The sequence below is a fragment of the Pseudomonas baetica genome (assembly GCF_051216495.1).
Taxonomy (GTDB): domain Bacteria; phylum Pseudomonadota; class Gammaproteobacteria; order Pseudomonadales; family Pseudomonadaceae; genus Aquipseudomonas; species Aquipseudomonas baetica_B.
On sequence record NZ_JBPKAM010000006.1, the window covers coordinates 18062 to 44361 of the forward strand.

Here is a 26300-nt window from a genome sequence, read left to right on the forward strand (position 1 = left end):
CGAGTCCGGTGCCGCGTCGCAGGCAGTGCACATAGATACGTTTCTATGTGTGTATTACGGCAATAAATTATTGTTTTGCGATAATTATAGGTCTAAGTTCTGCTCACTTTCATTCTTGTGAGGTGGGGCATGTCTTCCAATCGTCTTGCTCAATTGAGTCAACGCATGGCTGCAGTGACATTTGTTCTTATAGTTGCAATGCTGGTACTCAACAGTGTGCTGTGGCTCTTTCCATTTCTGGCGGAGAAGGACGGATGGGGGCTTGGTTTTGCGTTGACCGATCGCCAACTCTCACATATCACCGACCAGGCTATGTTGTTCCCATGGTGGCAGCGATTGGGTTGCATATTATTGTCGAGCGTACCGTTGTTGGCGCTGGCGTACGGGTTGGCGCACTTGCGTCGCTTGTTCCAAAGCTATTCGCGTGGTGACTATTTTTCCAGTGCAGCCGCTGCTCACTTGGGTTTGGTTGGAAGGGCCGTAGCGCTTTGGGTGGTGCTGGATTTTCTGTGCGAGCCGCTGCTCAGTCTGTGGGTCACGATGAACGCTCCTGTTGGTGAGCGTCTGATAACAATCAGCCTCACGGCCTCTACTTTCGTGGCTTTGTTTCTGGCTGCATGTATATCAATCATCGCGCGTATTCTCAGGCAGGCCAGTGAAGTGGACTCCGAATACCGTTCCTTCGTTTGAGATTTCTATGTCAATTGTCATTCAGCTGGATGTGATGCTCGCAATGCGCAAAGTCAAATCCAAGGACCTTGCTGCCGCTATCGGTATTACTGAGGCGAATCTGTCGCTGTTGAAGCAGGGCAAGGTCAAGGGATTGAGGCTGGGGACCCTGGATGCGATTTGCAAACACCTGAACTGCCAGCCCGGCGACCTGTTGATTCACTTGCCTGACGACGAGTAAACGCAGAGGTTGCGCTCGGGATTGACCTGGCACTGCTTCCGACACATCTACCACACAGTGATCAATGAAATGGATCAATCGAATTTGAGCTACGCCGCTCCGTTATTGTCGCTGTCGTTGCTGTGGGCGGTCGCGGTGGTGACGCCGGGACCCAATTTTTTCAATATCGCTCAATTGGCCGTGAGTCAGTCCAAGCATCACGGTGTCGTCGCCGCACTGGGCGTGGCGACGGGCACCGTGCTTTGGGGGCTGGCAGGTGGCATGGGCATCAAGTCATTGTTCAGCGCAGCACCGGCGCTATATCTGGGTTTCAAGATCGCCGGTGGTTGTTACCTGATTTATCTGGGCTTGAAGCAGTTCAAGCGCAAGCCCGCGATGACTGCGGGTGATCGCTCAAATGGCAATTCGCAACGCACCTTGCTATCGGTGTATGGGCAGGGTTTTCTGGGCAACATGACCAACCCAAAATCGGCTTTTATTCGTTGCGACCATTTTTGCCACCGCGATGCCTGCTTCCATGCCGCCGATGTTGCTGTTGCTGGCGGTACTGACCATGGCGACCTTGTCTTTCTGCTGGTACTGCAGCGTGGCACTGCTGTTTTCAAGCCGTCGCATGATGCGCGGATATGACCGTTCCCGAAAATGGCTGGATCGCTTCGCAGGCAGTTGTTACCTGCTGTTCGGCGCGCATCTGGTGGCCAATCGTTGAGGTGATTTGAATGAGTAAACTGCGTGTAGGCATTATCTTCGGGGGGCGCTCTGCGGAACATGAAGTGTCGCTACAGTCGGCTAAAAACATCGTCGATGCATTGGACCGTTCGCGTTTCGAGCCTGTGCTGATCGGGATCGACAAACAGGGTCACTGGCACCTCAACGACCCCTCGAACTTCCTGCTGAATCAGGAAAACCCGGCTCTGATTGCCCTCAATCAATCCAACCGCGAATTGGCGGTGGTTCCGGGCAAGGCGAGCCAGCAACTGGTGGAAACGGCCAGCCAGGAGATGCTGGGGCACGTTGATGTCATTTTCCCGATCGTTCACGGCACCCTCGGTGAAGACGGTTGTCTGCAAGGCCTGCTGCGCATGGCCGACTTGCCGTTTGTCGGCTCCGATGTGCTGGGGTCGGCGGTGTGCATGGACAAGGACGTCAGCAAGCGCCTGCTGCGGGACGCCGGGCTTGCGGTCACGCCGTTCGTGACCCTGACCCGCACTACTGCGGCTCGCAATCCATTCGCCGAGGTTGTGGGTAAGTTGGGATTGCCGCTGTTTGTCAAACCGGCGAACCAGGGTTCTTCCGTCGGGGTGAGTAAGGTTACCAACGAAACCGAATATGCGGCGGCAGTCGAGCTGGCGTTGGGATTCGATGAAAAGGTATTGGTCGAGTCTGCTGTCAGCGGTCGAGAGATCGAATGCGCGGTGCTTGGCAACGAAGACGCCATCGCCAGCGGTTGTGGCGAGATCGTGGTACACAGCGGGTTTTATTCCTATGACAGCAAATACATCGACGACAAGGCCGCTGAAGTGGTGGTGCCAGCCAAAATCGGCGTAGAGGCCAGCGAACGCATTCGCGCCATGGCTGTCGAGGCGTTTCAGGTGCTGGGATGTTCCGGGCTGGCACGGGTCGATGTGTTTCTGACCGATAGCGGTGAAGTGCTGATCAACGAAATCAACTCGTTGCCGGGATTCACCCGCATCAGCATGTACCCGAAACTGTGGCAAGCCACTGGAATGACCTACAGTGAACTGGTCACACGACTGATCGACCTGGCGCTGGAAAAACACCAGGCTCGACGGAAGCTGAAAATCAGTCGTTAAGCGAGGTGCGACATTGCGTCATGCGTGTTAAAACAAGATGATGCGGTATTTTGTATACAAAAATAACCATCAGAGGCTACAAAATCATGAAGGTCAGCGCCCGTAATGTATTTAAAGGCACCATCAGCCAGGTGCAGTCCGGTGCCGTCAACGCCGAAATCTCCCTGAAGTTGCCCGGTGGCAACGAACTGGTGGCCGTGGTCACGATGGAAAGCGTGAAGAACCTCGGCTTGGCGGTTGGCAAGGAAGCGGTTGCGTTGGTCAAGGCACCGTGGGTCATGCTGATGACCGACTCCAGCGACATTCGCCTGTCGGCGCGTAATTGCCTGGAAGGCAAGGTCACCAAGGTCAGCGATGGCGCGGTGAACGCGGAGGTGGTGATCAAGCTCGACGGTGGCACCGAGGTCTACTCGATCGTCACCCGCGAGGCCGTGGCAGAACTGGGCCTGGCACCGGGCGTGAGCGCGACGGCAGTGATCAAGGCTTCGCACATCATTCTGGGTGTGCCAGCCTGAGTTCAGATTCTCCATGAGAAAGGGCTTACCGATCGGTAAGCCCTTTCTTGTACCCGCTTGCGACTCAATCCCCCAACGCTTCACCTTCCCGCCGAGGGTCGGCGCCTCCCGCCAGTGATGCTTTGCCCTGTGCATCCTTGACCCGAACAATCGCCTGGGTCCCGCTGGTCATGTCGATTTCGCTCACGTTGTGCCCCTTGTCCTTCAACGCCTGAATCAGTGCCGGGCTGAACTGGCCGCGCTCCAGTTCGGTCGGGCCGTTGCGGCTGCCGAAGTTGGGCAGGCTGATGGCCGCTTGTGCATCGAGATTCCAGTCGAGCAAGCCGACAGTGGTTTTGGCGACGTATTCGATGATTTGCGAGCCGCCGGGTGAGCCGACGCTGGCGAGGAATTCACCGCTGTGGCGGTCGAAGATCAGCGTTGGGGCCATGGATGAGCGTGGACGCTTGCCCGGTTCGACGCGGTTTGCCACTTTTTGCCCGTTCTCCTCAGGAATGAACGAGAAGTCGGTCATCTCGTTATTGAGCAGGAAGCCCTGAACCATCAGGTGCGAGCCGAAGGCCGACTCGATGGTAGTGGTCATGGAAACGGCGCCACCGCGGTCATCGACGGCCACCACTTGCGAGGTGGAAATGCGCAGTGGCGAACGGTCCATGGCATAAGCAACCTGAATGCCCGGTGGCGTCCCCGGTTTGGCCGTTCCCATGCTGCGCTCGCCGATCAGCGCGGCGCGGCTGGTCAGGTAGGCTGGGTCCACCAATCCTTTAACGGGCACCGGCGTAAAGTCAGTGTCGGCTACGTACTGGGCACGATCGGCATAGGCCAGACGCTCGGCTTCCGATATCAGATGTACGGCGTCAGGGGGCGGCTCGAGGCCCGCGGGGGCGCTGGTCTTGACCGGTGTCATCGACGCCAGTGAAAAGCGCTTATCGCGGGTCTCAAGGGCTTGCAGCGTGCCGAGGATCTGCGCCACGGCAATCCCGCCCGATGACGGTGGCGGCATGCCGCAGACCTGCCAGCGTTTGTAGTCGGTGCACAGGGGCTCGCGCTCCTTGGCGCGGTAGTCCTTGAGATCGTTCAGCGACAGGCTGCCCGGGTTGGCGTGGCCCTGAACCTTGGTCACGATTTCCTGGGCGATGGCGCCTTTGTACAGGGCATCCGGCCCTTCTTTGGCGATGCGCTGAAACACCGTGGCCAATGCCGGATTTTTCAGGCGTGTACCGATGGCTTTCGGGCTGCCATCAGCATTCAGAAAATACGCCGCCATGTCGGGTGAGTTGCGTAACTGTGAATCCGAGGCGATCAGCAGATGCAGGCGCGGCGAGATGGCAAAGCCTTGCTCTGCAAGCTCGATGGCCGGTTCAAACAGCTGTGCCCAGGGCAAACGCCCGTGTTTTTGATGGGCCAGTTCGAGAGCGCGCAAGACGCCAGGTGTGCCCACCGAGCGCCCGCCAATCTGCGCCTGGGTGAAAGGCATCGGTTGCCCGTCGGCCTGCAGGAATAATTTCTCGGTGGCGCCGGCCGGTGCCGTTTCACGGCCATCGTAAGTGCGCACGGCTTTGCCATCCCAGAGCACGATCAACGCGCCACCACCGATGCCTGACGATTGCGGCTCGACTAGCGTCAATACGGCCTGCATCGCAATCGCCGCATCGATGGCGGAACCGCCACGACGAAGCATTTCGCGTCCGGCCTCGGCTGCCAGCGGGTTAGCAGCTGCCGCCATATGTTTATTGGCGTATCGGGTTTGCAGGTCGGTGCGAAAACCGGAAGCGTTTTCCGGTGCAAGCGGCAACGTCGAAACCGAAGGGGAGGAGGGCGGAGCGTTGCAGGCGGCCAGCGTTAAGGCGGTGGCAATCAGCGACAGCGCTGACAGGCGAAAGCGGCTCAAGCGGAAGGCTGAAAACACGTTGGGCACTCCGTCCGTTGGAAAAGGGGTCAACGGACTTTATCGGGCACCACCCGATGGTGCAAACCGGGGGCCGCGACAAAGTCGCTTTTGTCCTTCATCAATGGATGGAATTTCTGTAGGGTCATTTCCAATAGCCAGGCCAGAACAATCAACAAGAGGCAACTATGCACAACGAGTTTCCGACCCAGCCAAGCTACCGCTCACAGCGTGAACAATTCCTTGCGGCGGCCAGAGCGGCCGGGGCGACGCTGACCGAGTATCCGCACCCGCTCCCAGGGCCGTTCGGTGAACAATTGAGCACTGACGTGGCGGTACTGGGTGACCCTGGCGCCAAGCGCCTGCTGATTGCGCTCAGTGGCACCCATGGCGTCGAAGGCTTTTATGGCTCGGGCTGTCAGGTCAAATGGCTGCAGGAGCTGGGCAAGCGCTCATTGCCGACCGATGTCGCCGTGGTGATGATCCATTCGATCAATCCGTGGGGTATGGCGTGGTTGCGCCGGGTCAATGAAGACAATATCGATCTGAACCGGAACCACCTGAATTTCGACGGTCCTTTGCCGGATAACCGTGCCTATGACGCACTGCATGAAATTTATGCGTGCCCGCAGCTGCACGGCCCCGAGCGTGATCGCGCCGATGCGCTACTCGATGAACAAATCCGCAGTCACGGCTGGCCGGCGGTGATGTCGATTGTCGAAGGCGGCCAGCATCGACATCCCGACGGATTGTTTTATGGCGGGCTGGCACCGAGCTGGTCGAATCGCACCTTGCAGCAGATCGTTCACAAACATGTATCTCATGCCGAAGTCGCCATGTGCTTTGACTTGCACACCGGCGCCGGCGAATACGGCCATCCGATGTTGTTGACGATCACTGAATCAGCCTATCCGGCGCTGGCCGATGCCCAGGCGGTTTTTGGTCCGTGGCTCTACACCTTGCATACCGGTGCCGACACGCTGAGCGAAACCGGCGTGGCAGCCACGGCGACCGGCTACACCTCGCAGGCGTTGCTCAATGCACTGCCGCAGGTGCGGTTGATGCCGTTTGTCATCGAGTGCGGAACGTATCCGGGGCCGCAGGTGCATCGTTACCTGCGCGATGATCACTGGCTGCACCTGCATGGCAATCCGAGTGATGGGGTAGGGCATGAGATAAAGCTGAATCTGCTTGAGCAGTTCTATCCGACGGATAGCGATTGGCAGGCCATGGTCTGGTTGCGGACCTGGCAGATATGGGAGCGGGCACTGGCGGCTCTGCCGGCGATTCGTATCTGAGGCATGGCTTTTTGTAGGAGCGAGCATGCTCGCGATGGTCGTCAACGATTACGCGTGTTTGCTGGTTGAACGCGGTGCTCTTGAGTCCATCGCGAGCATGCTCGCTCCTACAATGTTCATACGCCAATGAGCGGCCATTTTCTTGAGGCATAAAAAAACGGCCTACCTTTCGGTAAGCCGTTTTTAGTACTTGGTGGTACACAGACACTTGAACTGAGTGGGCAAGTGCCTGTGTTTGCTGGATATCTTTATTGTCGTTTGTGCGGGGGATACAAATGGGGATACATGGCGCTTGCTGCTAGGTGGATTTTGGCCGTTTTTCTTTTCTCCAGAAAGTGTCCGTAATTGATCATTTGGCAAGCAGGGCCACTCCGACGAACGGCATCAAACCAGCAGCTTTGGACCTACGAGTTTTGGGGATTTGCTCATCAGCGGCGCGGGACTACTAAAGGAAGCATTTCGTCGGCCGATACGAAATATGATGGCATAACGATGCGCTTTCACTTTCCTCGTTTGCCTTTGATCTATAGAATCCGACGACTTTTTCGCCCAGGCGCGAATTATCGTGCAGGCTTTGGTTAAGTGGTTCGTATGGATTTTGAGCTGTCCAAGGAGATCTCGCAGGCTACGGTCGCTCCAATTGTTGATGCGATTAAGCGTGCCGACGAGGGCGACCTGATCAGAGTTCATCTAAAGTCCAACATGGGTGGTGAGGTCCCGGCAGCATGCGCATTGGTCCTTGCAATTCGTGGAACGAAGGCTAATGTAGAGATTCTGATAGATCGTCACATCATGAGCGCCGCGGCGTTCATCTGGATCTGGTTTGCTATCAGAACTCAAGACAATGTCAAAGCGCTCCATCCAGATCAGCCATCTGTCGTCATGTACCACAGACCGAGACAGATGAATTTGGCATCCCCTTCTCATTTTCTGTTTCGGGATGAGCTGGAGGAAGGACATCCGCTCAAGGCCATCATGCTGATGAGCGAGCAGATGTTTGATGAGTTATTTGAGGAACTTCTTCAGGCTCTAGGGTACACACCTGAAGTGGAGGAGAGCCTGAAGCACGACGGCGCTGATTATTGGCACCACCTCGTGCACTTGAAACGTGCGTATTACCAAAACCGTGACTGTGTCCTGACCTTCTAAAGGGAAATTGTATGTCGACCGTAGCTCTCAGCAATCTCGATCTGAGTAAGATCAAGCGATCGCAGCCAAGCAGCGAACTGACAAATCGTCTTGTCGAGTACATCCGAGCCGATGAGCAGCTGCGAGCGGAATGCAAGCGACAGGGTAAACCGGTCCCTGAAGTGCGAGCTTGAGCGCTCATCAACAAGAAGCCCCGCTATGCGGGGCTTTTTTATGGTCATCTGGAAATTTTCGTTGGATTGAGCGGTGAGTGTTCCGTGTGGTGTTCATCCTCCAGGGTGACATCAAGCATCCATTGCGCGATTGCAGACTGGCGCCAGGCCACCGAGTTGGGGCCTATCCTGACCTGTTTTGGGAACGTACCCTCCCTGATCCGCCGATAAACCGTATTTCGGCCCAGACCGGTGATGTGCAGCACCTCGTCGAGGCGCAGGAAACGATCAATGCTCTCAGTCATATCTTGCCCTCATCCCTAAGCGATCCCTGATTCTGACTTTGGTTTATGCCGCGCCTTGAGCCTTCAGTCTGGCCAACCCCTGATTGATATGCCCGGCGTTTTCGCCGATCACGTCTAGGGCAGTCCGAATGTTGTCGCCAGCTTCGGCATGTCCCTGGCTTTCGGCCAACAACGTCAGCTCCATCAATGCGGCCTCCAAAGCGAGCTGGTTTTGATACATGCGTTCAAGGACATCCGGGAGGGAGTATTCAGGGGAAGGCATCGCTTCGACTCCATTCGAGAAAATGAAAGCGTAGCAGCGTTGGTTCATTAGCATTGACACTCAGCGCTTGACACAAGCTGCTCACTGCTCACTGCTCACTGCTCACTGCTCACTGCTCACTGCTCACTGCTCGGCGGCCATTCTGAGCCCGAGAAAATCATCGATGCTTGGGGGGTTGTGTATAGCCATTGTTTAAGCGATGCCCGGGGGGTTGTGTATAGCCGGCGTAGGAGTCAATCCAAAGGGAGCCTGGTTGACCGATTTCACATGATTGCGAGTGTGGTCCTAATGCCACACAGTGGCGTTCCCACCACCTTGTTTCCGGGGGAGTCGTCGGCAATTGACTCGGTTCATCTTTGGGGATTGTTTTCACGAATGAGCGCCGGCGCCAGCGTGTTGAGATCTACACAGAGTGTAGGTTTCTACACTCGATGAGGGTAACGGTCAGCCTGGCGCAGCGAGCGGCCATGGTTAATGGATTCCAAGCTGGCCGGCCGGACACGAGGTCGCGGCTTTGAAACCTTAGCGCAGCCTCGATGCAGGTGTCGGCCGAGGCGATGGAAGGACTACACCGGTTTTCTTCGTGGATGCCGTTTTGACCACCCAAGGGAAAACTGTCAGCGTGATCCCCCTTCTGGGCGAAATTCAGAGGCAGATGGAGATGGATCAAGATCGCGTCCACAGAGATACCCTGTACTCCGAGGTTTGGACCACCCCTATGGTCTCCCTCGCTCCCAAGTACGGAGTTTCCGCGGTGTTCCTGAAGCGGGTTTGTGCTCGCCTGAACGTACCTTGTCCACCACGAGGCTATTGGGCAAGGACGCAATCAGGACAGAGACTAAAGACTCCACCCTTGCCCAAGTCCAAACCAGGTGATCCTACAGAGTGGAGGAAGGGTGACCAGTTGCCGCGTAAAACGGGAACTGAACTGGTTGAAGTCGCTCCGAAAAACGCTGCTGCCAGGCGTACGATGGTGATGGGCTCACTGGATTCATTCACGAGCGGCAGAGTCGCTGGCGACGGCTACCTCAAATCCGCGAAACGTAACCTCCCCGACCTTGTAGTCACTGAGCCCACGCTTCAGAGGGCTGCGTCAGTTCTGCTGAAGCTTGCGAACTGTTTCCGTGAAGCGAACTTTCGAATCTCAATCGCATGCGGCGAAAGCGGCTTTACACGTAAGGCGCTTGGAGATGAGGACGGGCGGCTGAAACGATCGGTTTTCGAGACAAACATCTGGGCGCCAGCTCGACCAACAATCGTATTCATCGACGATGTAGGGATAGGGCTGACTGTCTACGAGGCGACGGTGGAAAAAGAGATGGTCTACCTCGATGGCCAGTATTTGCCCGTCAAGGAGGCTAAAGCGCTCAAGCCTGGGCTGTGGAACCGAAAGACGAAGACGTTTTACCCGCGGAGTGTTCAGCGTGTTGCTTCCAAACGACTGTGCCTTAGGGCTTATAGCCCCTATGGACGGGTGGACTGGGCTCATACCTGGACTGAGGACAAAGTTAGTCTTACGAAACAACTCGACGGCATCGTATTGGCTTTGGTGGAAAGGGCGAAAATCTTAGGGCCTCAGATTGCTGAGGCTGACCGGCAGGCGGCAGAGGAGAGAAAGAGGTGGGATGCAGAGCGCGCAATAGCGACAGCGCGCTACGAGCGCTCTCTGATCATCCAAGCCCGGGAAGAATCACTACGCAATCTACTGAAGATCATCGACAAGTGGAGTTCTGATAGAAAACTGCAGGATTTTTTTGACGATATCGCCACCCATTCTGTGAATATGAATGACGACGCTCGCGCTGAACTCTTAGAAAAGGTGCACGAGGCGAAAGAATTGCTCGTGAGCACTGGCAGCGTTGAGGCTCTGATGTCATGGGTAGCGCCGCCGAAACCTCCCGAGTAAATCGGCGGTCATGTCGTCTGGTTGCCAGTTCTGAATGGCAACTTTCTGTGGAAACTATGGTGGCAACCTGACGCCTGGCAACCGGCCGTTCTGGTAACTTTTCGTGTTAACCGCGCTGGTAACTGTCAGCATGGTTCGCATTAGCGGGTGCGAACCAGAAGTGCGAACTTCGAGCGCGAACTTGTACTTATTTACGAACCCCAAACGCGTACCAATGGTGCGTACCTGCCTGCGTACTTTCAGGGGTTTCACGCACTCAGGGTGCGTGAAGCACTGCGTGAAACAGGCACGTTTTGCTGTAACAGTCTCTGTAACAGCCTGACTTGGTACAGTCATCGGCCTGAGCGCGGCTATTGCGCCGGTCACCGAGTTCTTTTTTATGGGCCCCAAAAACCCATCACTTCGGCTGAAACCTTGCCTGTAACCATAGCCTCCATAACCATGCCTTGGTTACCACCCAAGAATGGCAACCAACCGTGGCAACCAGGGTGGAAACTAGCTGTTTGGTGACCAGTCGAAAGTGGTCACTGATGGTGGTCACGGCGCTTGGTCACCATCTCTGGTATCCACCCCGGAATGACCTGAAACCGTGGATACCAGAGTGGATACCGGTTGTCGGGTGGTAACCAGCGAGGTGGTTACTTGTACTGGTTACCGAAGCGCGACTAGTCCGATTAACGGTCAATCTTATTGACCTTCCTTGTGCCGCTGAACGGCTAGACTAACTGACGAATAGGGTGCCGGTCGGGCAGGTGGTGCCAGCCGCGGTGGACTGCCGTGGTCGAAACATGGATCGACGTTTTGGTCATCTCAGTAAAAAGGCCCACGTCAGCGGGCTTGGTTGAGTGAGGGCGTTATGCCTAGGAGGTTCGTTTGAGCCAGCATCTGCTGCATGCACTCCAACTTTCAGCCGTATTCATCGGCGTTCAACTGCTGGTGAAGCTAGAGGACCTGCTGACTTATCTGGCCAAAAAGCACCTCCCGAAAGGCAGCAGGATCAGGAAAATCGTCCTGATCAACCCCGATGAAGACTGAGCGACTACTGTTCCGTGATTCCCAGCAAGCCTGGCGCAGTGAGCAGTGGCAGCAGGCTTTGCTGTGGTCGGCGCGGAACGTTAATTTTCATCGATGGATTCAAGGCTGCATTGGCGTCTGCCATTTGTTTCACCTTCCCGGCCCCTGACGCGACTACATCCAACAAACCAGGGAGCACCGGAAGTTTTTTCAGAACGCCCAGCGGCATGCGCAGGTAGTTGGGGAATGTGCTTGAACCTACTGGCTTCAGCGGCGCGTTATGGATATTTCCGGCAGCCCGGAGCGCGGCCTGGTAGTCTTCCCAACCATCCTTTCCAAACAATGCTTGGCCTTTTTCAGGGCCGATCTTATCCAGCGCTTTACGCATGCCATTGACGGAGAAGGCACCTCCGGTTTCGCTCTGAAGCGTCGAGGCGTCGCGTATGTAGACACGAGCGGCATCCTGCAATGAGCTCATAATCGGCACGCCGCGCTGCTGTTCAAGCAAGGAAAGGTTTTTGAGCTGATCGACCTTCATTTTCCCAACAAGAGCAGGCAAATCCTCGGGCGCGTAATTGCCCTTGATGATTTTCTCGATCAGCGGGCTCGCCTCTTGAAAACGGAAACGGTCAGCTGCGGCGCCCCTGGCTTCCTTGAATGCATTCGACAGGTCAGCCTGAGCGCCTGTTGGTGACGCACCGTGGCCTTCGATTTCGTTGACTAAGTGCTTCTTGACGATCCCTAACGCCTTGGCTTCAGCCGGATCGTTCGTGCCGTAGATGCGCCCATTCAATGCCTGGAGGCGCTGCAGGGCCGTACCCATATCGAACGGCTCCTGGCCTCCGGTTGCTTTCTGGAACCAAGTCAGTGTATCGGCTGGCAGCTTTGAGCCAAGCATCTGTTGATCAAGATCTACCGAGGCATTGTTTACGAATCGAGATGCATCGAGGGGTATGTCGCGGCCTGCTTTGTTTCGTGCGGCCTGGTATAGATTGTCAGCCTTGTTCTTGAGCACATCATCATAGCCAGTCACCGTATTTTGCAGCACCCGGCCGCGCTCATAGTCAGTTGCATCCCCGACTCCTTTGGAGACGTGTTGCAGCAACGAGGTATTTGCATCCTTGAAGCGTGCAGAGACCTGGCTGTCGACGGTATTCAGGTTGTTTTCCTTCCACCAGTCTTTAGGATCACGCGTCACCCAGCCACGCATAGGGGTAATTTCTAGCTTGTTGAAGTCCGCCATCCGTGCGAGCTGATCAGTATCAACCAGCCCGATATCGTCCATATTGCGCTTGGCGATGGCAATCATCTGATCCTTGGTGGCCTTTGGCAGAGAACTGAAATCGATGCCATTTTGCGCAAGCTTCGTCGCAATCTGCGTTTCAACGGGCGCTACAGGCGTGATCATCGATTTAACGCCACCAGCTACTTTGCCGATGCCACGACCAACCGCCATACCTAAGGTCCCACCTACCGCCCCAGTTACTGCGTTGGTGGCGCGGGTAGCAGCATCACCAGGCTGAGAAAGTACGCCAAAGGCTGCCCCACCGCCTGCTGCTTGCTTATAGCTCCCAGGATTGATCAAGGCATTGCCAGCCCCCTCAACTAGACCACCAACGGTCTTTACCGCTGGCATGGCGCGGGCTGCGCTCGCCGCTTGGATAGCTTTGCCGCCTGCCTGCAGTCCTCGACCACCCAGGTATGCAAGACCAATCTGACCGCCGATATTGCCACCGAGGCCTGCCGGGTCAGACATCAGGTCGTCATCCGCCCCCGGCGCGCGCTGCCAACCACGCGGCCAGAGCACACCACCAAGGCCGACGCCCTCCATCAGGTCGGCAACCGCCTTGCCGGCGCCGAGCGTTCCCTTCTCCAGCCAGTTTCGGCCAGCGAGGCGATCTGGTGAAGCGCTGGGGGGCTGAGGGACACCTGTAGGAGCGGCCTGAACGGATTGGCTGGTAGCTGCAGGTTGTGCCGTCGTCACCGCGGGTGTCATAAATTCTTTGTTCAGTTCGGCAAACGGGTCGTCGTGCTGCTGGGAAGGGGCGGCCTGGCTGAATTCACGATTCAGCTCGGCAAATGGGTCTGATTGCTGAGACATGTTCGAGGTCACCTTCTGGATGTAGTTGCGAGTCTCGGACGGGGCCGCGTCCATTCCCTTGCGCTGAACGTTGCCAATCCCCCAGTTATAGGCAGCCAGTGCGCCAGGGACGCTCCCGGTCTGCTGCATCATGTCGGAGAGCATGCGGGCAGCTGCGGCCGCCGACTGCTGGAGGTTGTTCGGATCGGTCAGGCCATACTGCTGGGCTGTTGCCGGCATGAACTGGAAATGGCCCTGGGCACCTTTCGGGGACTGCATGTTCTCGCCGCGACTGGATTCGGCCGACCACACGGCATCAAGCAAGCCGGACGGCAGGCCGTTTTTCTGCTCTAGCTGCGCGAAGAGGCCGCTCATCACTGTTTACCTTGAGGCAGCCAGCGGGACATGACAGGGTCTGTCCAAATTGATTGCTGTACCTTGCGATACTGTGCGTCGACTTCGGAGAGCGGCAGTCCACGCTCTTGGGCAATTTTCACTGCCTTTTCGTAATAGTCGGCCTTTCTGATGGCTGCGTTGTTCTTCGCCTGCGCCAAATCGAGGATGTATGCGTTGGCCATCGGCGTTTTTTCCAGAGAGGCGAATGTTTGCAGCGCCCTGGCTGCATCACCTTCCGTTTGAGTGCCTTTGTTATCCTGCAACTGCTTGTTGATCTGTGCCATCGCAACTGATCTGTATTTTTGAGCGTTCGCACCAAACAGCTCAGCATTTTTTGGCGCAACCCCAAGGCTAGTCAGTACGTTAGCGGCCGCCGCTTTCGCATCAGACCCCCAGCCGGTTTCAATCGGAATAGTCCTCATGGCGGTGATATTTCCGTTCATATCCTGAGCAGCTTTTCCTGCGTCGAGAGCTGTTCGGTATGAGTTAGAAATGAAGTCGTTGTTCAGCCCTTTGGTGGCCTCTTGGGCCACTGGATTACGCCCAGCCACAAATGGACCTTGCCCATTACCTTGACCGCCCGAGCCAGCTGCACCGCCAGATACGGAGAGGCGGTTTGACCAGTATTCGTTCCCGTCGGGGCCGACAACCTTGACGGGGTCATAGCCAGCAGCACCACGTTGCTCAGCCTGCTTTTGTGCCACGTTGTACGGGAATTGTGCGCTAGCCACTGAGCCAGCTTCCGCGCCCTTGTAGCCAGCATTGGCTTGCGCGGCGCCGGGGACGGGTACCGCCTGACCCTGGTCATTAATCATTACGCCTTCAGCCATCTTCGGCATGTAGATCTGTGTGCCGGTGCGCGGGTCGACGTAGTAGTTGCCGCCTTTGCGTTCTTGCGGGTTGTTGGCCTGCTTGTAGAGATCCAGCAAGGTGCCGCCACCGTCCAGGCCAAGCATCTGATAGGTCGTGATGTCATTCAGGGTGAGAGGGAATGCGCCGGGGGCTTGCCGACCTTGCGGCATTGCTCCAGGTGCAGCGTTCGGCATCGTAGAGGAGCCAGGCATTTGACTCCCATCAGCACCGCCAATCTGGATTGGCGATTGACGGTCAGGCTGAGGGAAGGTCTGGACGCCATCGGGGCCAACTGTAGGCTGGGTGTTGCTGGAGGGTGCTGGAGGAGAACTCCCAGGCATGTGCTGTTGCAGCCAGTCATTCTGTCGTTGTTTCTGCGCAAGATTGGCCTGGATCTGCTGGGCCTGCATGTTGCGATATTGGGCGGTCGAATCACGCTGCAACGCACCGCTATAGCCATTGATCCCGGCGAGGCCGGCAATGCCCAAGGTGTTCACAGGAGCGCCGCGGCGAGCGCCTGCGAGGCCGCCAAACGCAGCCGAAAGAAGCCCTTGGCCCTCCGGCGTTTTCACGAAATCGAGAAGTCCGTCCATATCAGCTCCACGTGTTGCGATGCTGGGCCGACATTTGCTGACGGCGCGGAAGAGGGGAGGCTTGAGGGCCTTGGGTAAGTTGAGGAAGGGTCATGCGACCAAGACCTCCATAGGAAGCAGAGGACGACGTTCCGCCAAGGCGATCAGTGCGGCGTTCGCTTGTACGCTTCCAGAGTTAGCTGCGATGCGCAGGCGCTCATAAGCGGCGCTGATCTCTGCGCGGGTTGGCTTGGTCTGGTGACCTCGGAACTTGGAACTTGCGCTCATCTTAATTCTCCGACGTAAGGTTATAACCTAATAAGGCCAGATTTGGTCAGATTAGGCCTTATCTGTACGTTTGTACAGTGGTTTGGCTTGTCACTCGTCCGGCTTTTGAGGCTGCTCCATCGTGGTTTTTTCGTAGCTGGCGCGCAGGTCGACACCAGCCAGGCAGTAACGCGATGTCGGCGCATAACAGGCTCTACACACCATGATGTGGTTCAGGTATTGGTCCCGGGCATGACGCCACTCAGGTGTGGCTGTAGCGGCAGTCATGTGGGGTGATGTAGCGGGTGCATATCCAGTACTACGAACTCGCGTCAGCGTTGGTGTGCGCCTTCCTGGTGGCTCCGACGCAATGGGTGGTGGCATGTGATCAAGCAGCGAGGAAAGCAGGCTCATACGGTAAGCCCGCCTGATCTGCTCCAATGCCCAAATGTGTCTGTAGAAAAAAAACGGGGGAACGGGGGAACAGTGGGAACGTCCAGTGTTTCCGGGGCTTTCAGAGGGGGATTCCGTTCCCCAAGGTTTTTTGTGGGGAACAGTGATAACCAAATGCTCAGAAATGCTTGAGGTTCTATATTCAAAAACATGTTTGTGTTCCCCCTGTTCCCCATACATTCAAATAGGGGGAACGGCTACAGCCCACGGTTTTACTGGCTGTTCCCCCGTTCCCCCTGTTCCCCACGTTTGTAGGTTCCTATGAACTCGGGCATTCGCACTTGATGTCGATAGTGCTCATGCGCCGCTTCCTTCGCTGTCCATGGCTTCGGGATCGATAACGTACAGGCGCGCGGAACCACCGGCGGGGATGCGGTACTTTTTGGTCTTGCGGCTATCCCGGTCGGTGTCTCGCTTGGCCAGGGCCCCGCCAACCTCTAGCGCCTTGATCACGCGAGTTAGGCCGAACCCGTGAGCGGCTTCGGTGAGTGCGGACTTGTTGAACAAGTAGAGCCGTTTGCCCGCCACCAGCTCCCAATAGCCGGCGCGGTTGAACACCTTGGCGTCCACCTCCGTGGCGTCGACATCGGAGAACCGGCTGCTGCCGTGCTTGTCGATGAAGTCGATGATGCCTGCCAGGATCTGGCGGTCCTCGGCGTTACCCCCACCAACACGGGAGAGCCATTCTCCATAAAGCAAACGGCAATCGGCGAGGGCGGTACCGGGCTCCCATGGAAGCAAGCCATAAGCGATGGCCATCTCGCCCGCCAGCGCGATCACGGCGAACCGATCGGCAACGCGCCCGGCCTGGGCGTTGTCCTCGACGAACTGTGCACGGATTCTGTCAAAGTCGCTGAGCAGGCCGGGCTTGTCATCGGCGGCGACCAGGTGCTCCACAAAGGCAGGCCCAAGGTGACCATGGTGGGCGCCTACAGCAACGGTGAGCTGGCGGTGAAAATCCGCTCCCTCAAGTCCGTGTAGCTCATCGAAGGCCCGGTGCGTGCGGGTGCCAGCGTTTACGTCGACCATGCGAAGTTCGGCACCTGCGTGGGCGGCATTACCGGAAATGGCTGCGTGCTCAGAGAGGGACCGTTCGCCGCTGGAGAGCGTCAGCAGGCGCCAGCTCAGTTTTCCCCGGGCTTCGCGCTCTCGGGTCATGGTGCCCTTTCCCTGGCCGTTGGCGAGGGAGTAGGCCATTTCCTGCACCCGTTTAGGGTCGGCGCGTTTGATCTCGTCCAGCGGCAAGATGGTGTCGTTCCGGCTCGACGCCTCGATCTCCAGTCCGCCCTTGGTCATGTCCCAACTTGCCGCGAACACGCCCGGGTCACCCCAAACCGACGAGCCGATAAGTTGCGCCAGCGACTTGCCGCTTGAACTGTCGCCCACCAGGTGAACGCCGCCCCCCAGTACGCCGACCAAACTCAGTAGCGGGCCGGCCAGAGAGCAACCGATCGCCAGGGTCAGTACCGGATTACCCGCGCACTTGGCGGCCACCTGCGACTGCCACTGCGCCAACTCGCCGCGCTGACTGAATAGCACCTGCGCCTTGTTGCTGGCCTGGTACCGCACATTGGCACTGCCGATCGTTCGCCCGGGCAGCACGAACGCGCCAGAATCATGCCAGCCTGGTCGGCAGGTGGTAGCAAACACTTCGGCGGGGTGCTGGTCGAGCAGGTACTCCATGAACGTGCCGCGCTTCTTCAGTGCGATGATGACGCCCATACCGAACAGAGCGCGTCGGGCGTCCTCGCCGCTACCGCCGAACACTTCCATGGCGATGATCCATTCCTTGATCCCGCCCTCGGTGACTAGGCGAAGCAGTCGCCCCTCACTACCATCGTCACTGTTGGTGGTGCGCGCTACAACTGTGACAGGGGTGGAGATCCACTCATCAGTGATCGGCTGGTCGGCGGCGTCGTTCTCCGCGTCATCCTGATCGGCCGCGGTGCGCTTGAAGCTGTGCCGGTATACGCCTGGGCGCAGCTTGCGACCGTTCTCGTTGGTCACCCAGTGCTCGTACACCGCCCAGCAAGGACGAGCAGGGGCGATCGTCGCGGCTTCTGGCCGAAGGTTGATTACGTTGGTATCAGGCTTGGCCATTGGCGAGCTTCCAGTTTGCGAGGTCGTTGAAGTCGGTGAGGTCATCAGGCGCATCGTCTGGCCACCCAGGGAAAGCCACTTGGGCACCCACTGCCGCCGCGGCTGCATTCGCTGCAGTGCGCCCCGGGTTGCCGTCGGTGAGTCGGTCATCGTCTCCCGCAATAACAAATGGCTGGTCCGGGTAGCGCGAGCGAAGACCCATTGCCGCTGGGATTAGGTTGCCCGCGTTCATGGCAGCGGCGACGACATATCCGCCGTGTTGGTGGAGGCTGGCGCCTGTCGCCCACCCTTCGCATATGCAGAGCACGGAAGCGGGCTCGATGATGCCTAGCGGCGAATACGTGCCTTTCACGCGGCCACCGGGCAAGAAGCGCTTGGCGCCGTCTGGAGCGATACGCTGCAGATTGACCAAGCGGCCATCGAGGTATAGCGGGACGAGTAGATCAGTGCCGCGCTGGCGCAGGCTGTGGGGGCGAACTCCCTTGGCGGCGAGATAGGGATGATCGGGCGAGGCGCGTCGCGCGTTGCGCCACCAGCGGTCGGCCAGCTCGGCTGCCTGCTGCTGGCGCCGGAGTTGCTCGGCTTCGCGCTGTCGCCGTGCCTGATCAATTCGCTCGCGGATCTGCGCGGCCTCCCGGGCGTCCACTGGCTCACGACTACACCAGGTGCTGGCATCGCCAGCTTTCCAGCTGCCAAACGCCCCAGAGGCGATTCCGTCTAGGTACAGGACATACCAGCCGTTGCGGGTGCCGGGCTTGTCGTCTGGAACGCGGAACCGGTGGATAGCACTATCAGCTATGGGGAGCCAGTCGAGTGAGCCGTAGACGGCCTGGAGCGCATCACGGAATAGGATCGCTGCGTCATCCATGACTGGCGCTCCCAGCGAAGACCCGGCAAACCCGGCCATTATTCACGGCGTGCCAGTGCGTAATGTCGTCGATGGATTCAACGAGACAGGCCGTCACTTGAGCATCAGCGCTACGCATAACTACGCGCCCGCACTCGGCGTCAGACTCCGTCAGGAACGGGCCAAGCAACGCCTTCAGCGCTTTCGGGTGGGTCACATAGAACAGCTCAGTGGCTTTATTCGGGCAAGCCGATACCGTTGGCGCTTGTGCGCCATTTTGAATTTTCATGTGCTTAAACCCTTATCGAATCAGCAATTCACGGGAGTCACCGACGCTGTGCGCTGGCGAGAATCGGGGCGTGGTCCCTTAGGCAACCGAAGCAGCGTCGCCAAGTGGCGAACGTTTGATTGTCCGAACAGCATCTGGTTGACCAGGCCCGCTTTGTCAGACCACCGTTCATGATCCGGGCCGTTCCCAATGCGATTAGTCACAACCCAATCCGGTAGCTGTCTACGCGCCCGCATTTCGCTGAGCATGGTCCACCAGGTCAGGGAGCGAGTGCGCTCCAACTCCATCAGATCAATGAGACTCTGACGCTCATAGGCGCATGGCTCGAGGTCGTCTCCCGGTTGGATCTCGTCGACGCCAAACAGGGCCTGGTTGACGATGCTTCTCTCGAGCAAAGACTCCTGATAGTCGGAATCGCTACCGATGCCTTGGGCGCGAACCCACTCCGGCAACTCGTTGGAAAGGCGCAAGTGATTGAGGGCACTCCACCACTGAGATGCGTGTTCCCGTTCGGCGTTTACCGAAGTCGAAAGCAGGCGGCTCATTGTGCACCTCCTTGCGCGGCGATCAGATCGCCGAGTAGCTCTGCCCAAGCCATAGCCGTGTGCTGCGCCATGACGGCAGTGACGCGCGCGACGATTATTGGCGTGGTGGGCGAGGCGATGAGGGCAAGTGCGAGGCTCAGTAGAACGAGGATGTCCTGCACGTCGCTCAGGTCATCGGCTGGGGAGTCGTTGGGCATGAGGATCGGGGCGTTCATACGGCACCCCCGAGATTCTGCAGACTATTGGTGAACTGTTCGAGGGCGCGTTTTGAGTCGGCCAAGTGGCTTTCGGAGAGGTACACCCCGAGGTTGGACAGCGCTGCAGAATTAGCTCCCGATGAGTGCTTGAGGTCGTCGCGGACTGCTGTCATGAGAGCGTACATCCACTCGGTAAACTCTCGGTCACAGGCAACCTGGTAAGACGCTTCGTCCGCGATCTCTTTGTAGCTGGATGCTTTGGCCTTGGTGTTCATTGCACACCTCCAATGGCTTCCAGAGTGCGGGCGATGGCCATGTTGGAGTTGTAACGGGCGAGGCGGGAGGAGAGGGGTAGGTTTGCGCGGAGAGCGCTCAGGGCCATGCGGCGGTGAGCAAAAGCGCGGATTGCGGACGGAATGAGGGCGTGTTTCATGGGTGTAGCTCCTAACGTTGAGGAGCTGCCACTTTTCGCGGCCAAGCGAAGATGGGTGGCAGCTGTACGCGGGTTGGCCGACCGGGACGTTAGGCACCCGGCACACCCGAAGGTGTCCCACGCACAGCCGCCATAAAACGATTGTGCGGACGCAAAAAAAGCGCCAGCAATCGGATGGTGGGCGCTTGTGCGCCTAACGATAGTCGACCGGCCAAGGTCGGTCACGGGATTTACCGCGACCCTTGAACCATAACGCCGACGCCACATCACCGCAAGCGGAGTTTTCGACCGGCTATCGCTGGTCATGAGCATAGACGTCATACGGGTACCCCGGCAGGCGGGTTAGTGCTGAGGTAGTACAGCGCCATGCCTGAGTGCGTCCGACCTTGATCGTCCGTCAGCGTCATGCGGTGGGTGAGGATCTTGTGGCCAAGCGCGCGCAGCTCGTTGATGCGAGCACCAGGGCGAACGATGTTCAACTCGCGAACGGCGGTGAAGGTGTCAATCGGACCGGCTTTCAGGCGCTCCAAAAGACGAGCACGTTGTGCGTTTCCGCTGGTATTCTTGACGTGAGAGTTTTCGTGGCTGGCCTGTTGGTCGGCCATTTTTTTGTCTGTCATTTACGCAGCCTCCCCACGAAGTGCGATGCGCTGGCGAACCCAGACAAGCACCTCGGCCAAAATCCAGCCAACGGGCGCACCACGCGATTTGCTATCGCTTAGCGGGACAGGTCGAGGAAAAGTTGGGTCGTCTTTGAGGCGCTTGTACACGGTGGGGCGGGCGAGGCCTGTGATCGCTTCAAGATCCGGCATGCGGATTATGGTGAAGGATGGGTCGAAGCCCTGCGCAGAAGACGCTGAGCCTTGGTGCGGGGTGTGAACGTTTTGCATGGCGCGTTCCCGTTATTGCTGTAGATGACGGGAGACAGATTCGCAATTTCGAGAGCGCTTGAGCACGACAAAGCGCTCTCATTTCACTGGAGGTTTTAGTCCGGCAAGCTGAGGCTTTTGTTCGTCTTTAGTGTCGTCAGAACATAGTCAAAATCGAGGCCTCTTTTGTCGGCGATCCGTTTCGCCACATACTCCCGGAGGGCATCCATTTCGTTTTTTGCCAGGCGTTCTATCGTTCTCATCTCTAAAGGTCTTTCAATGAAAGATAGGCCCATCAGATGAAACACTGCTTTTTTATGGAATGAGCGCTGATACTCATAGTTGATTCGCAGTAGCTCAGACGCCAGCAATCTTGTCGGCAAATCTGCATCATTTCGCCTGCTGACCGGGCTCTCCAGTACATCTGGCTCGTCTAGCAGTCTAATTGCGCTGCGCACGCTTATTTTGTACCTCAAGCTTTCCTTGAGGTTTTCCGGCATCCAATCGACTTCTACCAATTGCTCAAATTCAAGGAGAAGCTCTTTCATTCTTTGGATCGTGGCAGGTCCATCCAACACTTCCCTGTGGCGAGCCCCAGAAAGGTATCCGCTCAGCGCTTTTGCAATGCTAGAAACATTTCTGAGGTACTGGCTGCTTTTTGATGCAAACCCGAATGCTTTAGATGCTGAGAAATTTTTGTTCCTGACGCTGCGCCGAATCTCCATGTCAAAGAACTCTCTCCATTCTTCAATGCTGAAGCTTTCATAGCCTAGAGTTTTGGATGCGAGAGCAAATGCCGGCTCACTGACCAGCCAATCCAAGCAACGATTACCTTCCTCTCCTAATGCTGCCTCGCTCTCTTCTTTGAGTGAGCACACGGTGAAGCTAACAAGCTCAACGATCTCCGCCTCTGTAGGGGTGGTGTCTTCAAACTGCAAGAACCTATCCCGGAGCCGTCTCAATAATTTGTCTCGGAACAAAGGACCGGCTTTGGCTAAGAAATTAAACTGATCTGCTGTTGGCTGGTTACTCACCATCAATGCCCTCCGGCATTACTCAAAAGGTTGACCAACCAGGCGGATGAGTGCCCGCTTTTCGCTCCGTCGAGCTAGGTTGGCCAAAACGCACTGTCTGTCCGAATACCGCGTGTTCGAACAACGATGGATTTCAGTCTATATGCGTCTACGAGAACCGTGGAAGGCCCGGTTCAGGCCCTCTTTCCGAAGTCGCCTTGCACAATTACGCCTCCGGCCAGTCCGTCGAGATAGTTCGCATACCATTGCATCATCGACGTGCGCTGCGGCAGATACTGGGCCTTGTTGTAGATGCCAGCGACGCCAGGTTTCTTATGCGAGAGCTGGGCCTCGACATGGTTCTCGTCGAATCCGTTTTCATTGAGCACTGTCGACGCGATATGCCGAAAGCCATGTCCGGTTTGCCGGCCTTCGTATCCCATCCGGCGGAGTGCCATCAGAAACACGGTGTCACTCCGTGGCTTGGTGTGGTCACTGCGACCTGGAAAGAGGAGGGAATAGCTGCCGGTGTACTTGCGCAGCTCCTCCAGGGCCTCGATCGCTTGAGTCGAAAGCGGTACCAGGTGCTCAAGTCCTTTCTTCCGCCCTTTTCGCTCGACGGGAATCGTCCAAATTTTCTTGGTGAAGTCGAACTCAGACCATCGGGCCTCGCGTAACTCACTGGGTCGCACGGCGAAGAGGCTCAGCAGTCGCAGACCCAGGCGCACGTCGTGGGCATGGGGGTAAGCTGCGATGGCGCGTATCAGGCCCGGCAGTTCCTCCGGCGACACGTGGGCGTAATTCTCTGCCTTACCTGACTGGAGATATTTTTGAAGGCCTTCAAGCGGGTTGTGAGTTGCACGGCCGGTCACTCTGGCCAGGTCGTAGACGTCTCTGCAGTACGAGCGAACCCGGCTCATCTGCTCGAGGATTCCCTGCTGCTCCATCCCTCGAAGAAATTCCATCCATTCGAGTGGGGTGATGTCGGCATAGGGGCGCTTACCGAACACGGGGAAAACATGACGCTCGAAGGCGCCCATGATTCGTTTCGACGTGCCTGCGTCCCAGTTGTTGAGCCGTGAGGTGTACCACTCTCTTGCCAGCGGCTCGAATGTTTCGGCGGCAGTGTTCCTTTCCGCTTTCTTGCGAGCCTGCTTGGTAATTATCGGGTTCTTTCCATCAGCAGCGTCGGCGCGCAGCTCGGCAGCTTTCTGCCTGGCCACCGACCCGCTCACATCGGGATAACCACCCAGCCCGAGCCATGACCATTTTCCGTCAGGCTTCTTGTACCGGAGCTGCCAGGACTTCTGACCGTCAGTTTTCACGCGGAAATAAAGGCTGTTCCCGTCGAGCTCGCGATACTCCTTGGCGTCAGGCTCTAGCCCGGCCAATGCGGTATCGGAGAGGGGGCGGCGCTTGATCTCTGAACGCTTCATCTGACCTGTATCCCTTCGGTTCAATTATTTGTCGAGGATACACAGTGGGATACACGGAGGGAAGGTATAGGGGGATACAAGGAGGGACAGCCAGAAACAAGAAAGCCCGCACTAGGCGGGCTTCTTGTTTTGATTTATAGACATCCTGAGACATCTGTAAATCGGCACTTGGTGGCTACACAGGGACTTGAACCCCGGACCCCAGCATTATGAATGCTATGCTCTAACCAACTGAGCTATGTAGCCAAGTGGCGCGCATTATTCACCGGTAATGCAGATGCGTCAAGCGTAAATCTAAAATATTTCTCTACACTTTCAACCGCTTATCCTCCTGAGCCGAAAAAACGGCTCAAGGGAGGGTATCAATTGAGCTGAAACCTGCCGGTATTGGCACTCAAGGCCTTGCTGCCCTGGCTTAAGGTGTCGGCTGCCAGGTTCACGGCCCGCGCGCCTTCGAGCAAGCGAACCGCGGCCTGATCGACTTGCTGGATGTTGCCGCTGACTTCGTCGGCGGTGCTCGCCTGTTCGTCGACCGCCGTGGCGATCTGCGCCAGGGTATCGGTGACGCCCTGCACGGCAGTGGCAATTTCCTCCAGGCGCTCACCCAGGCCGGTGACCGATTGCGCATCGGATTGTGCTTGGCCGCAGGCGACCTCCATCAGGCTGACCGCTTCGTTCACTGTGTTGCGCAGGCTATCGACCGTCCCGGCGATCTGGGCGGTCGATGACTGGGTGCGTTGTGACAGGCTGCGCACCTCATCGGCCACCACCGCAAATCCGCGACCCTGTTCGCCCGCCCGTGCAGCTTCGATCGCGGCATTGAGCGCCAGCAGATTGGTTTGCTCGGCAACGCCACGAATGGTATCGACCACCAGTTGAATCTGCTGCCCTTGCTCACTAACCCTGCCCAGGGCAGCAGCCGTGTCGTTCAAGCGCTGATTGAGCTGCTGAATACTCGCCGTCGTGCGCTGGCTGTCACGGCTGCTGTCGGCGGCAATGCGCTGGGTGTGCTGGGCGCTGCCAGTGGCCCGTTCACAGCTCTCGGCCACCCCTTGGGAGGTGGCGGCCAGTTGCGTGGCCGCTGCAGCGATCTGACTGATTTGCTGTTGCTGTGCTTCCACTTCGCCAAGGGCGTCGCTGGAGTGATGATTGAGGGTTTGCACTGCATTGCTCAATTGCAGGGTTTCGTGATCGACACCCAGCAGGCTGGTGCGCAGTTGCAGGACGGCGACATTGAGGGCAGTGCTGATAGCCGCCAATTCGTCCCGGCCCTGTACCGGTGCCTGCAGGCTCAGATTGCCGTCGCGCAGGGCTTCGGCCAACAGGGTGATGCCGCTGGCGCCGCGACGGATCGACGCCTGCAAACAGATGAACAGATACAGCGCGGCCAGCAGCAGGCAACCGAAGATGCTCGCGACGACGATGAATTGGCGAATCGCCGAGCCGTGGTAGTAATCCAGGCGTTGATCCAGCGATACCAACGATTGTTGACGCAGCGCCGCGAGGTCGGTGAGCAGGGCGTCCAGACTGCGCTCGAAGTCTTCCGGCTTGAGGTTGATGCTGCCACCGAATACACCGTCATCGAGGACTTTCAGGCCTTCATCGAGGTGCTTGAGACTGTCATGGTACTGACCGGCCCAAACTTGCAAGGCGTTGGGCAGTCGGGCTTCGAGCAGGCCGGCGGTTTTCACCAACTGCTCACGGGCATCGCCGATGCGGCTGCGCAAGTCGCGAAGTTGCAGGCGACTTTGCAGCGTGAATTGTCCGGATACGACCGAGGCCTGGCCGACACTGGCCAGACGACCGACCCGTTCGATCAGGTCTGGTGCGTGCTGAGTGGAAATCTGCGTCAGCAGATAGGTTTCCAGCCAAGGTGCCAGTGTCAGGCGGTTATCCATGGCGATTTGTTCGCGCAAGGCTTGCAAGGCACTCAAGGCGCTGGTGAAGCGATCATAGCCGTCCGGCCACCAGCCGACGCTGCTCAAGCTCTTGGAGTCCAGGCCGTTGAGGGCACTTTGCAGTGTCTGGTAACGGACCAGGGTTTCGCCCTCGGCGCCTTCTTTTTGCAGCGAGTCATGCAGATCCGAAGCGGCCTGCGCGACGGCGGGCTGCACGGCATCGAACGCGGCCATGGATGCGAGGGTGGCAGGTGTTGGTTGGCGATTGGTTTCGGTCGCGCGCCATCGTGCGGCGCGATCACGTTGTGCGGCCAGCAGATTATCGAGTGCATCGAGGGCAAGCAGTTGTCGAACCCCGGCACGTTCTCCGGAGATCAGGTTCAGCTTGTCGCGATAGTCTTGACCGATCATCCACAGGCTGCCGGCCAGCGGCAGGATAAACAACAGAAACAATAACTGGAATTTGCGTGCAAAGCCGAAACGCCCCAGCAGTCCGATCCCCGGTGATAAAAAAGCCTGCATGCCCCATGACTCCTTTGGACACCACGCACCGATGGCGTGCGTCTGAGTGCTTGCGACCCGGACTTGTGCCCCTTTAAAAGGCCTCGAAAGTTCACCTTTGCCAGCTCTGTAGGCCGACTCTGTGGCGAAACTTCCCATTCTCGGTCTCCTTTGTAAGGAGGCCGCGTTCAAGCGGATAAGCAAGGCAAGATTCAGACCATGGCCATGAGCTATCACTTTTCCGTCAATGAAAAACGAAGTCGTTAGCAGGCTAAGGGGATGGCGCTTGTGCTCCGAAAAATGGCACATTGACGCACCTGCCTGTGTGCATCTACCTGT

General features: G+C 57.6%; 25 protein-coding genes, 1 tRNA gene and 1 pseudogene. 9 read left to right on the top strand and 18 right to left on the bottom strand.

All coding sequences use genetic code 11. The features are described from left to right. Window positions 1–129: 129 nt before the first annotated feature. The 5 genes and pseudogenes from ACSFE6_RS04225 (at window position 130) to ACSFE6_RS04245 (ending at window position 3239) form a co-directional block, all read left to right on the top strand. On the top strand, window positions 130–690 hold the full coding sequence (locus ACSFE6_RS04225) for a DUF2975 domain-containing protein (protein WP_435426409.1): 561 nt from the start codon (window positions 130–132) through the stop codon (window positions 688–690). A 7-nt stretch (window positions 691–697) separates the two neighbouring features. After that, the gene (locus tag ACSFE6_RS04230) at window positions 698–910 is read left to right on the top strand and encodes a helix-turn-helix domain-containing protein (protein ID WP_435426410.1); all 213 of its coding nucleotides are present in this window, start codon (window positions 698–700) and stop codon (window positions 908–910) included. Window positions 911–979: 69 nt separating this feature from the next. Then, window positions 980–1619: pseudogene (locus ACSFE6_RS04235) on the top strand (LysE family translocator). A 10-nt stretch (window positions 1620–1629) separates the two neighbouring features. After that, window positions 1630–2724 (top strand): D-alanine--D-alanine ligase, encoded by a 1095-nt coding sequence (gene ddlA, locus ACSFE6_RS04240; RefSeq protein WP_435426411.1) that lies wholly within the window; start codon window positions 1630–1632, stop codon window positions 2722–2724. 86 nt (window positions 2725–2810) lie between these two features. Then, a complete protein-coding gene (locus ACSFE6_RS04245) occupies window positions 2811–3239 on the top strand; it encodes a TOBE domain-containing protein (RefSeq protein ID WP_433737119.1) in 429 nt (142 codons plus the stop codon). A 64-nt stretch (window positions 3240–3303) separates the two neighbouring features. On the opposite strand, the gene ggt is transcribed toward ACSFE6_RS04245, so the two are convergent. After that, window positions 3304–5148: a gamma-glutamyltransferase gene (gene ggt, locus ACSFE6_RS04250; protein WP_435426412.1), complete on the bottom strand. Its 1845-nt coding sequence runs from the start codon at window positions 5146–5148 to the stop codon at window positions 3304–3306. A 167-nt stretch (window positions 5149–5315) separates the two neighbouring features. On the opposite strand from ggt, the gene ACSFE6_RS04255 reads away from it, so the two are divergent. Both ACSFE6_RS04255 and ACSFE6_RS04260 read left to right on the top strand, forming a co-directional pair. Further along, window positions 5316–6425 (top strand): DUF2817 domain-containing protein, encoded by a 1110-nt coding sequence (locus ACSFE6_RS04255; RefSeq protein ID WP_435426413.1) that lies wholly within the window; start codon window positions 5316–5318, stop codon window positions 6423–6425. Window positions 6426–7016: 591 nt separating this feature from the next. After that, window positions 7017–7574, top strand: a complete 558-nt coding sequence (locus ACSFE6_RS04260) for a hypothetical protein (protein WP_435426414.1) — start codon at window positions 7017–7019, stop codon at window positions 7572–7574. A gap of 217 nt (window positions 7575–7791) precedes the next feature. Here the strand turns inward: ACSFE6_RS04260 and ACSFE6_RS04265 are convergent, their stop codons facing one another. Both ACSFE6_RS04265 and ACSFE6_RS04270 read right to left on the bottom strand, forming a co-directional pair. Further along, complete coding sequence (locus ACSFE6_RS04265) at window positions 7792–8031, bottom strand: helix-turn-helix transcriptional regulator (protein WP_435426415.1); 240 nt, start codon at window positions 8029–8031, stop codon at window positions 7792–7794. Window positions 8032–8074: 43 nt separating this feature from the next. Then, window positions 8075–8293 carry a hypothetical protein gene (locus ACSFE6_RS04270; RefSeq protein WP_435426416.1) on the bottom strand — a complete coding sequence of 73 codons (219 nt, stop codon included), beginning with the start codon at window positions 8291–8293 and terminating at the stop codon, window positions 8075–8077. Window positions 8294–9146: 853 nt separating this feature from the next. Here ACSFE6_RS04270 and ACSFE6_RS04275 point away from each other — a divergent pair. Both ACSFE6_RS04275 and ACSFE6_RS04280 read left to right on the top strand, forming a co-directional pair. After that, entirely contained in the window at window positions 9147–10199 is a 1053-nt protein-coding gene (locus ACSFE6_RS04275) for a hypothetical protein (RefSeq protein WP_435426417.1), read from the top strand. Window positions 10200–11072: 873 nt separating this feature from the next. Then, complete coding sequence (locus ACSFE6_RS04280) at window positions 11073–11234, top strand: hypothetical protein (protein ID WP_155292754.1); 162 nt, start codon at window positions 11073–11075, stop codon at window positions 11232–11234. 4 nt (window positions 11235–11238) lie between these two features. Here ACSFE6_RS04280 and ACSFE6_RS04285 read toward each other — a convergent pair whose 3' ends face one another. From ACSFE6_RS04285 to ACSFE6_RS04355, 15 genes are all read right to left on the bottom strand, one after another. After that, the gene (locus tag ACSFE6_RS04285; RefSeq protein ID WP_435426418.1) at window positions 11239–13668 is read right to left on the bottom strand and encodes a lytic transglycosylase domain-containing protein; all 2430 of its coding nucleotides are present in this window, start codon (window positions 13666–13668) and stop codon (window positions 11239–11241) included. After that, complete coding sequence (locus tag ACSFE6_RS04290; protein ID WP_435426419.1) at window positions 13668–15134, bottom strand: hypothetical protein; 1467 nt, start codon at window positions 15132–15134, stop codon at window positions 13668–13670. The genes ACSFE6_RS04285 and ACSFE6_RS04290 overlap by 1 nt, the downstream gene beginning before the upstream one ends. Window positions 15135–15491: 357 nt before the next feature. Continuing rightward, a complete protein-coding gene (locus ACSFE6_RS04295) occupies window positions 15492–15668 on the bottom strand; it encodes a hypothetical protein (RefSeq protein WP_435426420.1) in 177 nt (58 codons plus the stop codon). A 462-nt stretch (window positions 15669–16130) separates the two neighbouring features. After that, window positions 16131–17933 (bottom strand): DUF927 domain-containing protein, encoded by a 1803-nt coding sequence (locus tag ACSFE6_RS04300; RefSeq protein ID WP_435426421.1) that lies wholly within the window; start codon window positions 17931–17933, stop codon window positions 16131–16133. Then, a complete protein-coding gene (locus ACSFE6_RS04305) occupies window positions 17920–18801 on the bottom strand; it encodes a toprim domain-containing protein (protein ID WP_435426422.1) in 882 nt (293 codons plus the stop codon). The genes ACSFE6_RS04300 and ACSFE6_RS04305 overlap by 14 nt, the downstream gene beginning before the upstream one ends. Continuing rightward, window positions 18794–19069: a hypothetical protein gene (locus ACSFE6_RS04310; RefSeq protein ID WP_435426423.1), complete on the bottom strand. Its 276-nt coding sequence runs from the start codon at window positions 19067–19069 to the stop codon at window positions 18794–18796. The genes ACSFE6_RS04305 and ACSFE6_RS04310 overlap by 8 nt, the downstream gene beginning before the upstream one ends. A 20-nt stretch (window positions 19070–19089) precedes the next feature. Continuing rightward, complete coding sequence (locus tag ACSFE6_RS04315) at window positions 19090–19614, bottom strand: hypothetical protein (protein ID WP_435426424.1); 525 nt, start codon at window positions 19612–19614, stop codon at window positions 19090–19092. Next, window positions 19611–19829: a hypothetical protein gene (locus tag ACSFE6_RS04320; protein WP_435426425.1), complete on the bottom strand. Its 219-nt coding sequence runs from the start codon at window positions 19827–19829 to the stop codon at window positions 19611–19613. Before ACSFE6_RS04320 ends, ACSFE6_RS04315 begins: the two co-directional genes overlap by 4 nt. Then, on the bottom strand, window positions 19826–20086 hold the full coding sequence (locus tag ACSFE6_RS04325) for a hypothetical protein (protein ID WP_435426426.1): 261 nt from the start codon (window positions 20084–20086) through the stop codon (window positions 19826–19828). The genes ACSFE6_RS04320 and ACSFE6_RS04325 overlap by 4 nt, the downstream gene beginning before the upstream one ends. A 475-nt stretch (window positions 20087–20561) precedes the next feature. Beyond that, entirely contained in the window at window positions 20562–20864 is a 303-nt protein-coding gene (locus ACSFE6_RS04330) for a helix-turn-helix domain-containing protein (RefSeq protein ID WP_435426427.1), read from the bottom strand. Continuing rightward, complete coding sequence (locus ACSFE6_RS04335) at window positions 20865–21134, bottom strand: helix-turn-helix transcriptional regulator (RefSeq protein WP_435426428.1); 270 nt, start codon at window positions 21132–21134, stop codon at window positions 20865–20867. A gap of 95 nt (window positions 21135–21229) precedes the next feature. Further along, window positions 21230–22150: a hypothetical protein gene (locus ACSFE6_RS04340; protein WP_435426429.1), complete on the bottom strand. Its 921-nt coding sequence runs from the start codon at window positions 22148–22150 to the stop codon at window positions 21230–21232. Window positions 22151–22320: 170 nt separating this feature from the next. Next, the gene (locus ACSFE6_RS04345; RefSeq protein ID WP_435426430.1) at window positions 22321–23562 is read right to left on the bottom strand and encodes a tyrosine-type recombinase/integrase; all 1242 of its coding nucleotides are present in this window, start codon (window positions 23560–23562) and stop codon (window positions 22321–22323) included. 169 nt (window positions 23563–23731) lie between these two features. Then, window positions 23732–23808: transfer RNA gene (locus ACSFE6_RS04350), tRNA-Met, on the bottom strand. Between the two features lie 116 nt (window positions 23809–23924). After that, complete coding sequence (locus ACSFE6_RS04355) at window positions 23925–26270, bottom strand: methyl-accepting chemotaxis protein (protein WP_435426431.1); 2346 nt, start codon at window positions 26268–26270, stop codon at window positions 23925–23927. Window positions 26271–26300 lie beyond the last annotated feature (30 nt).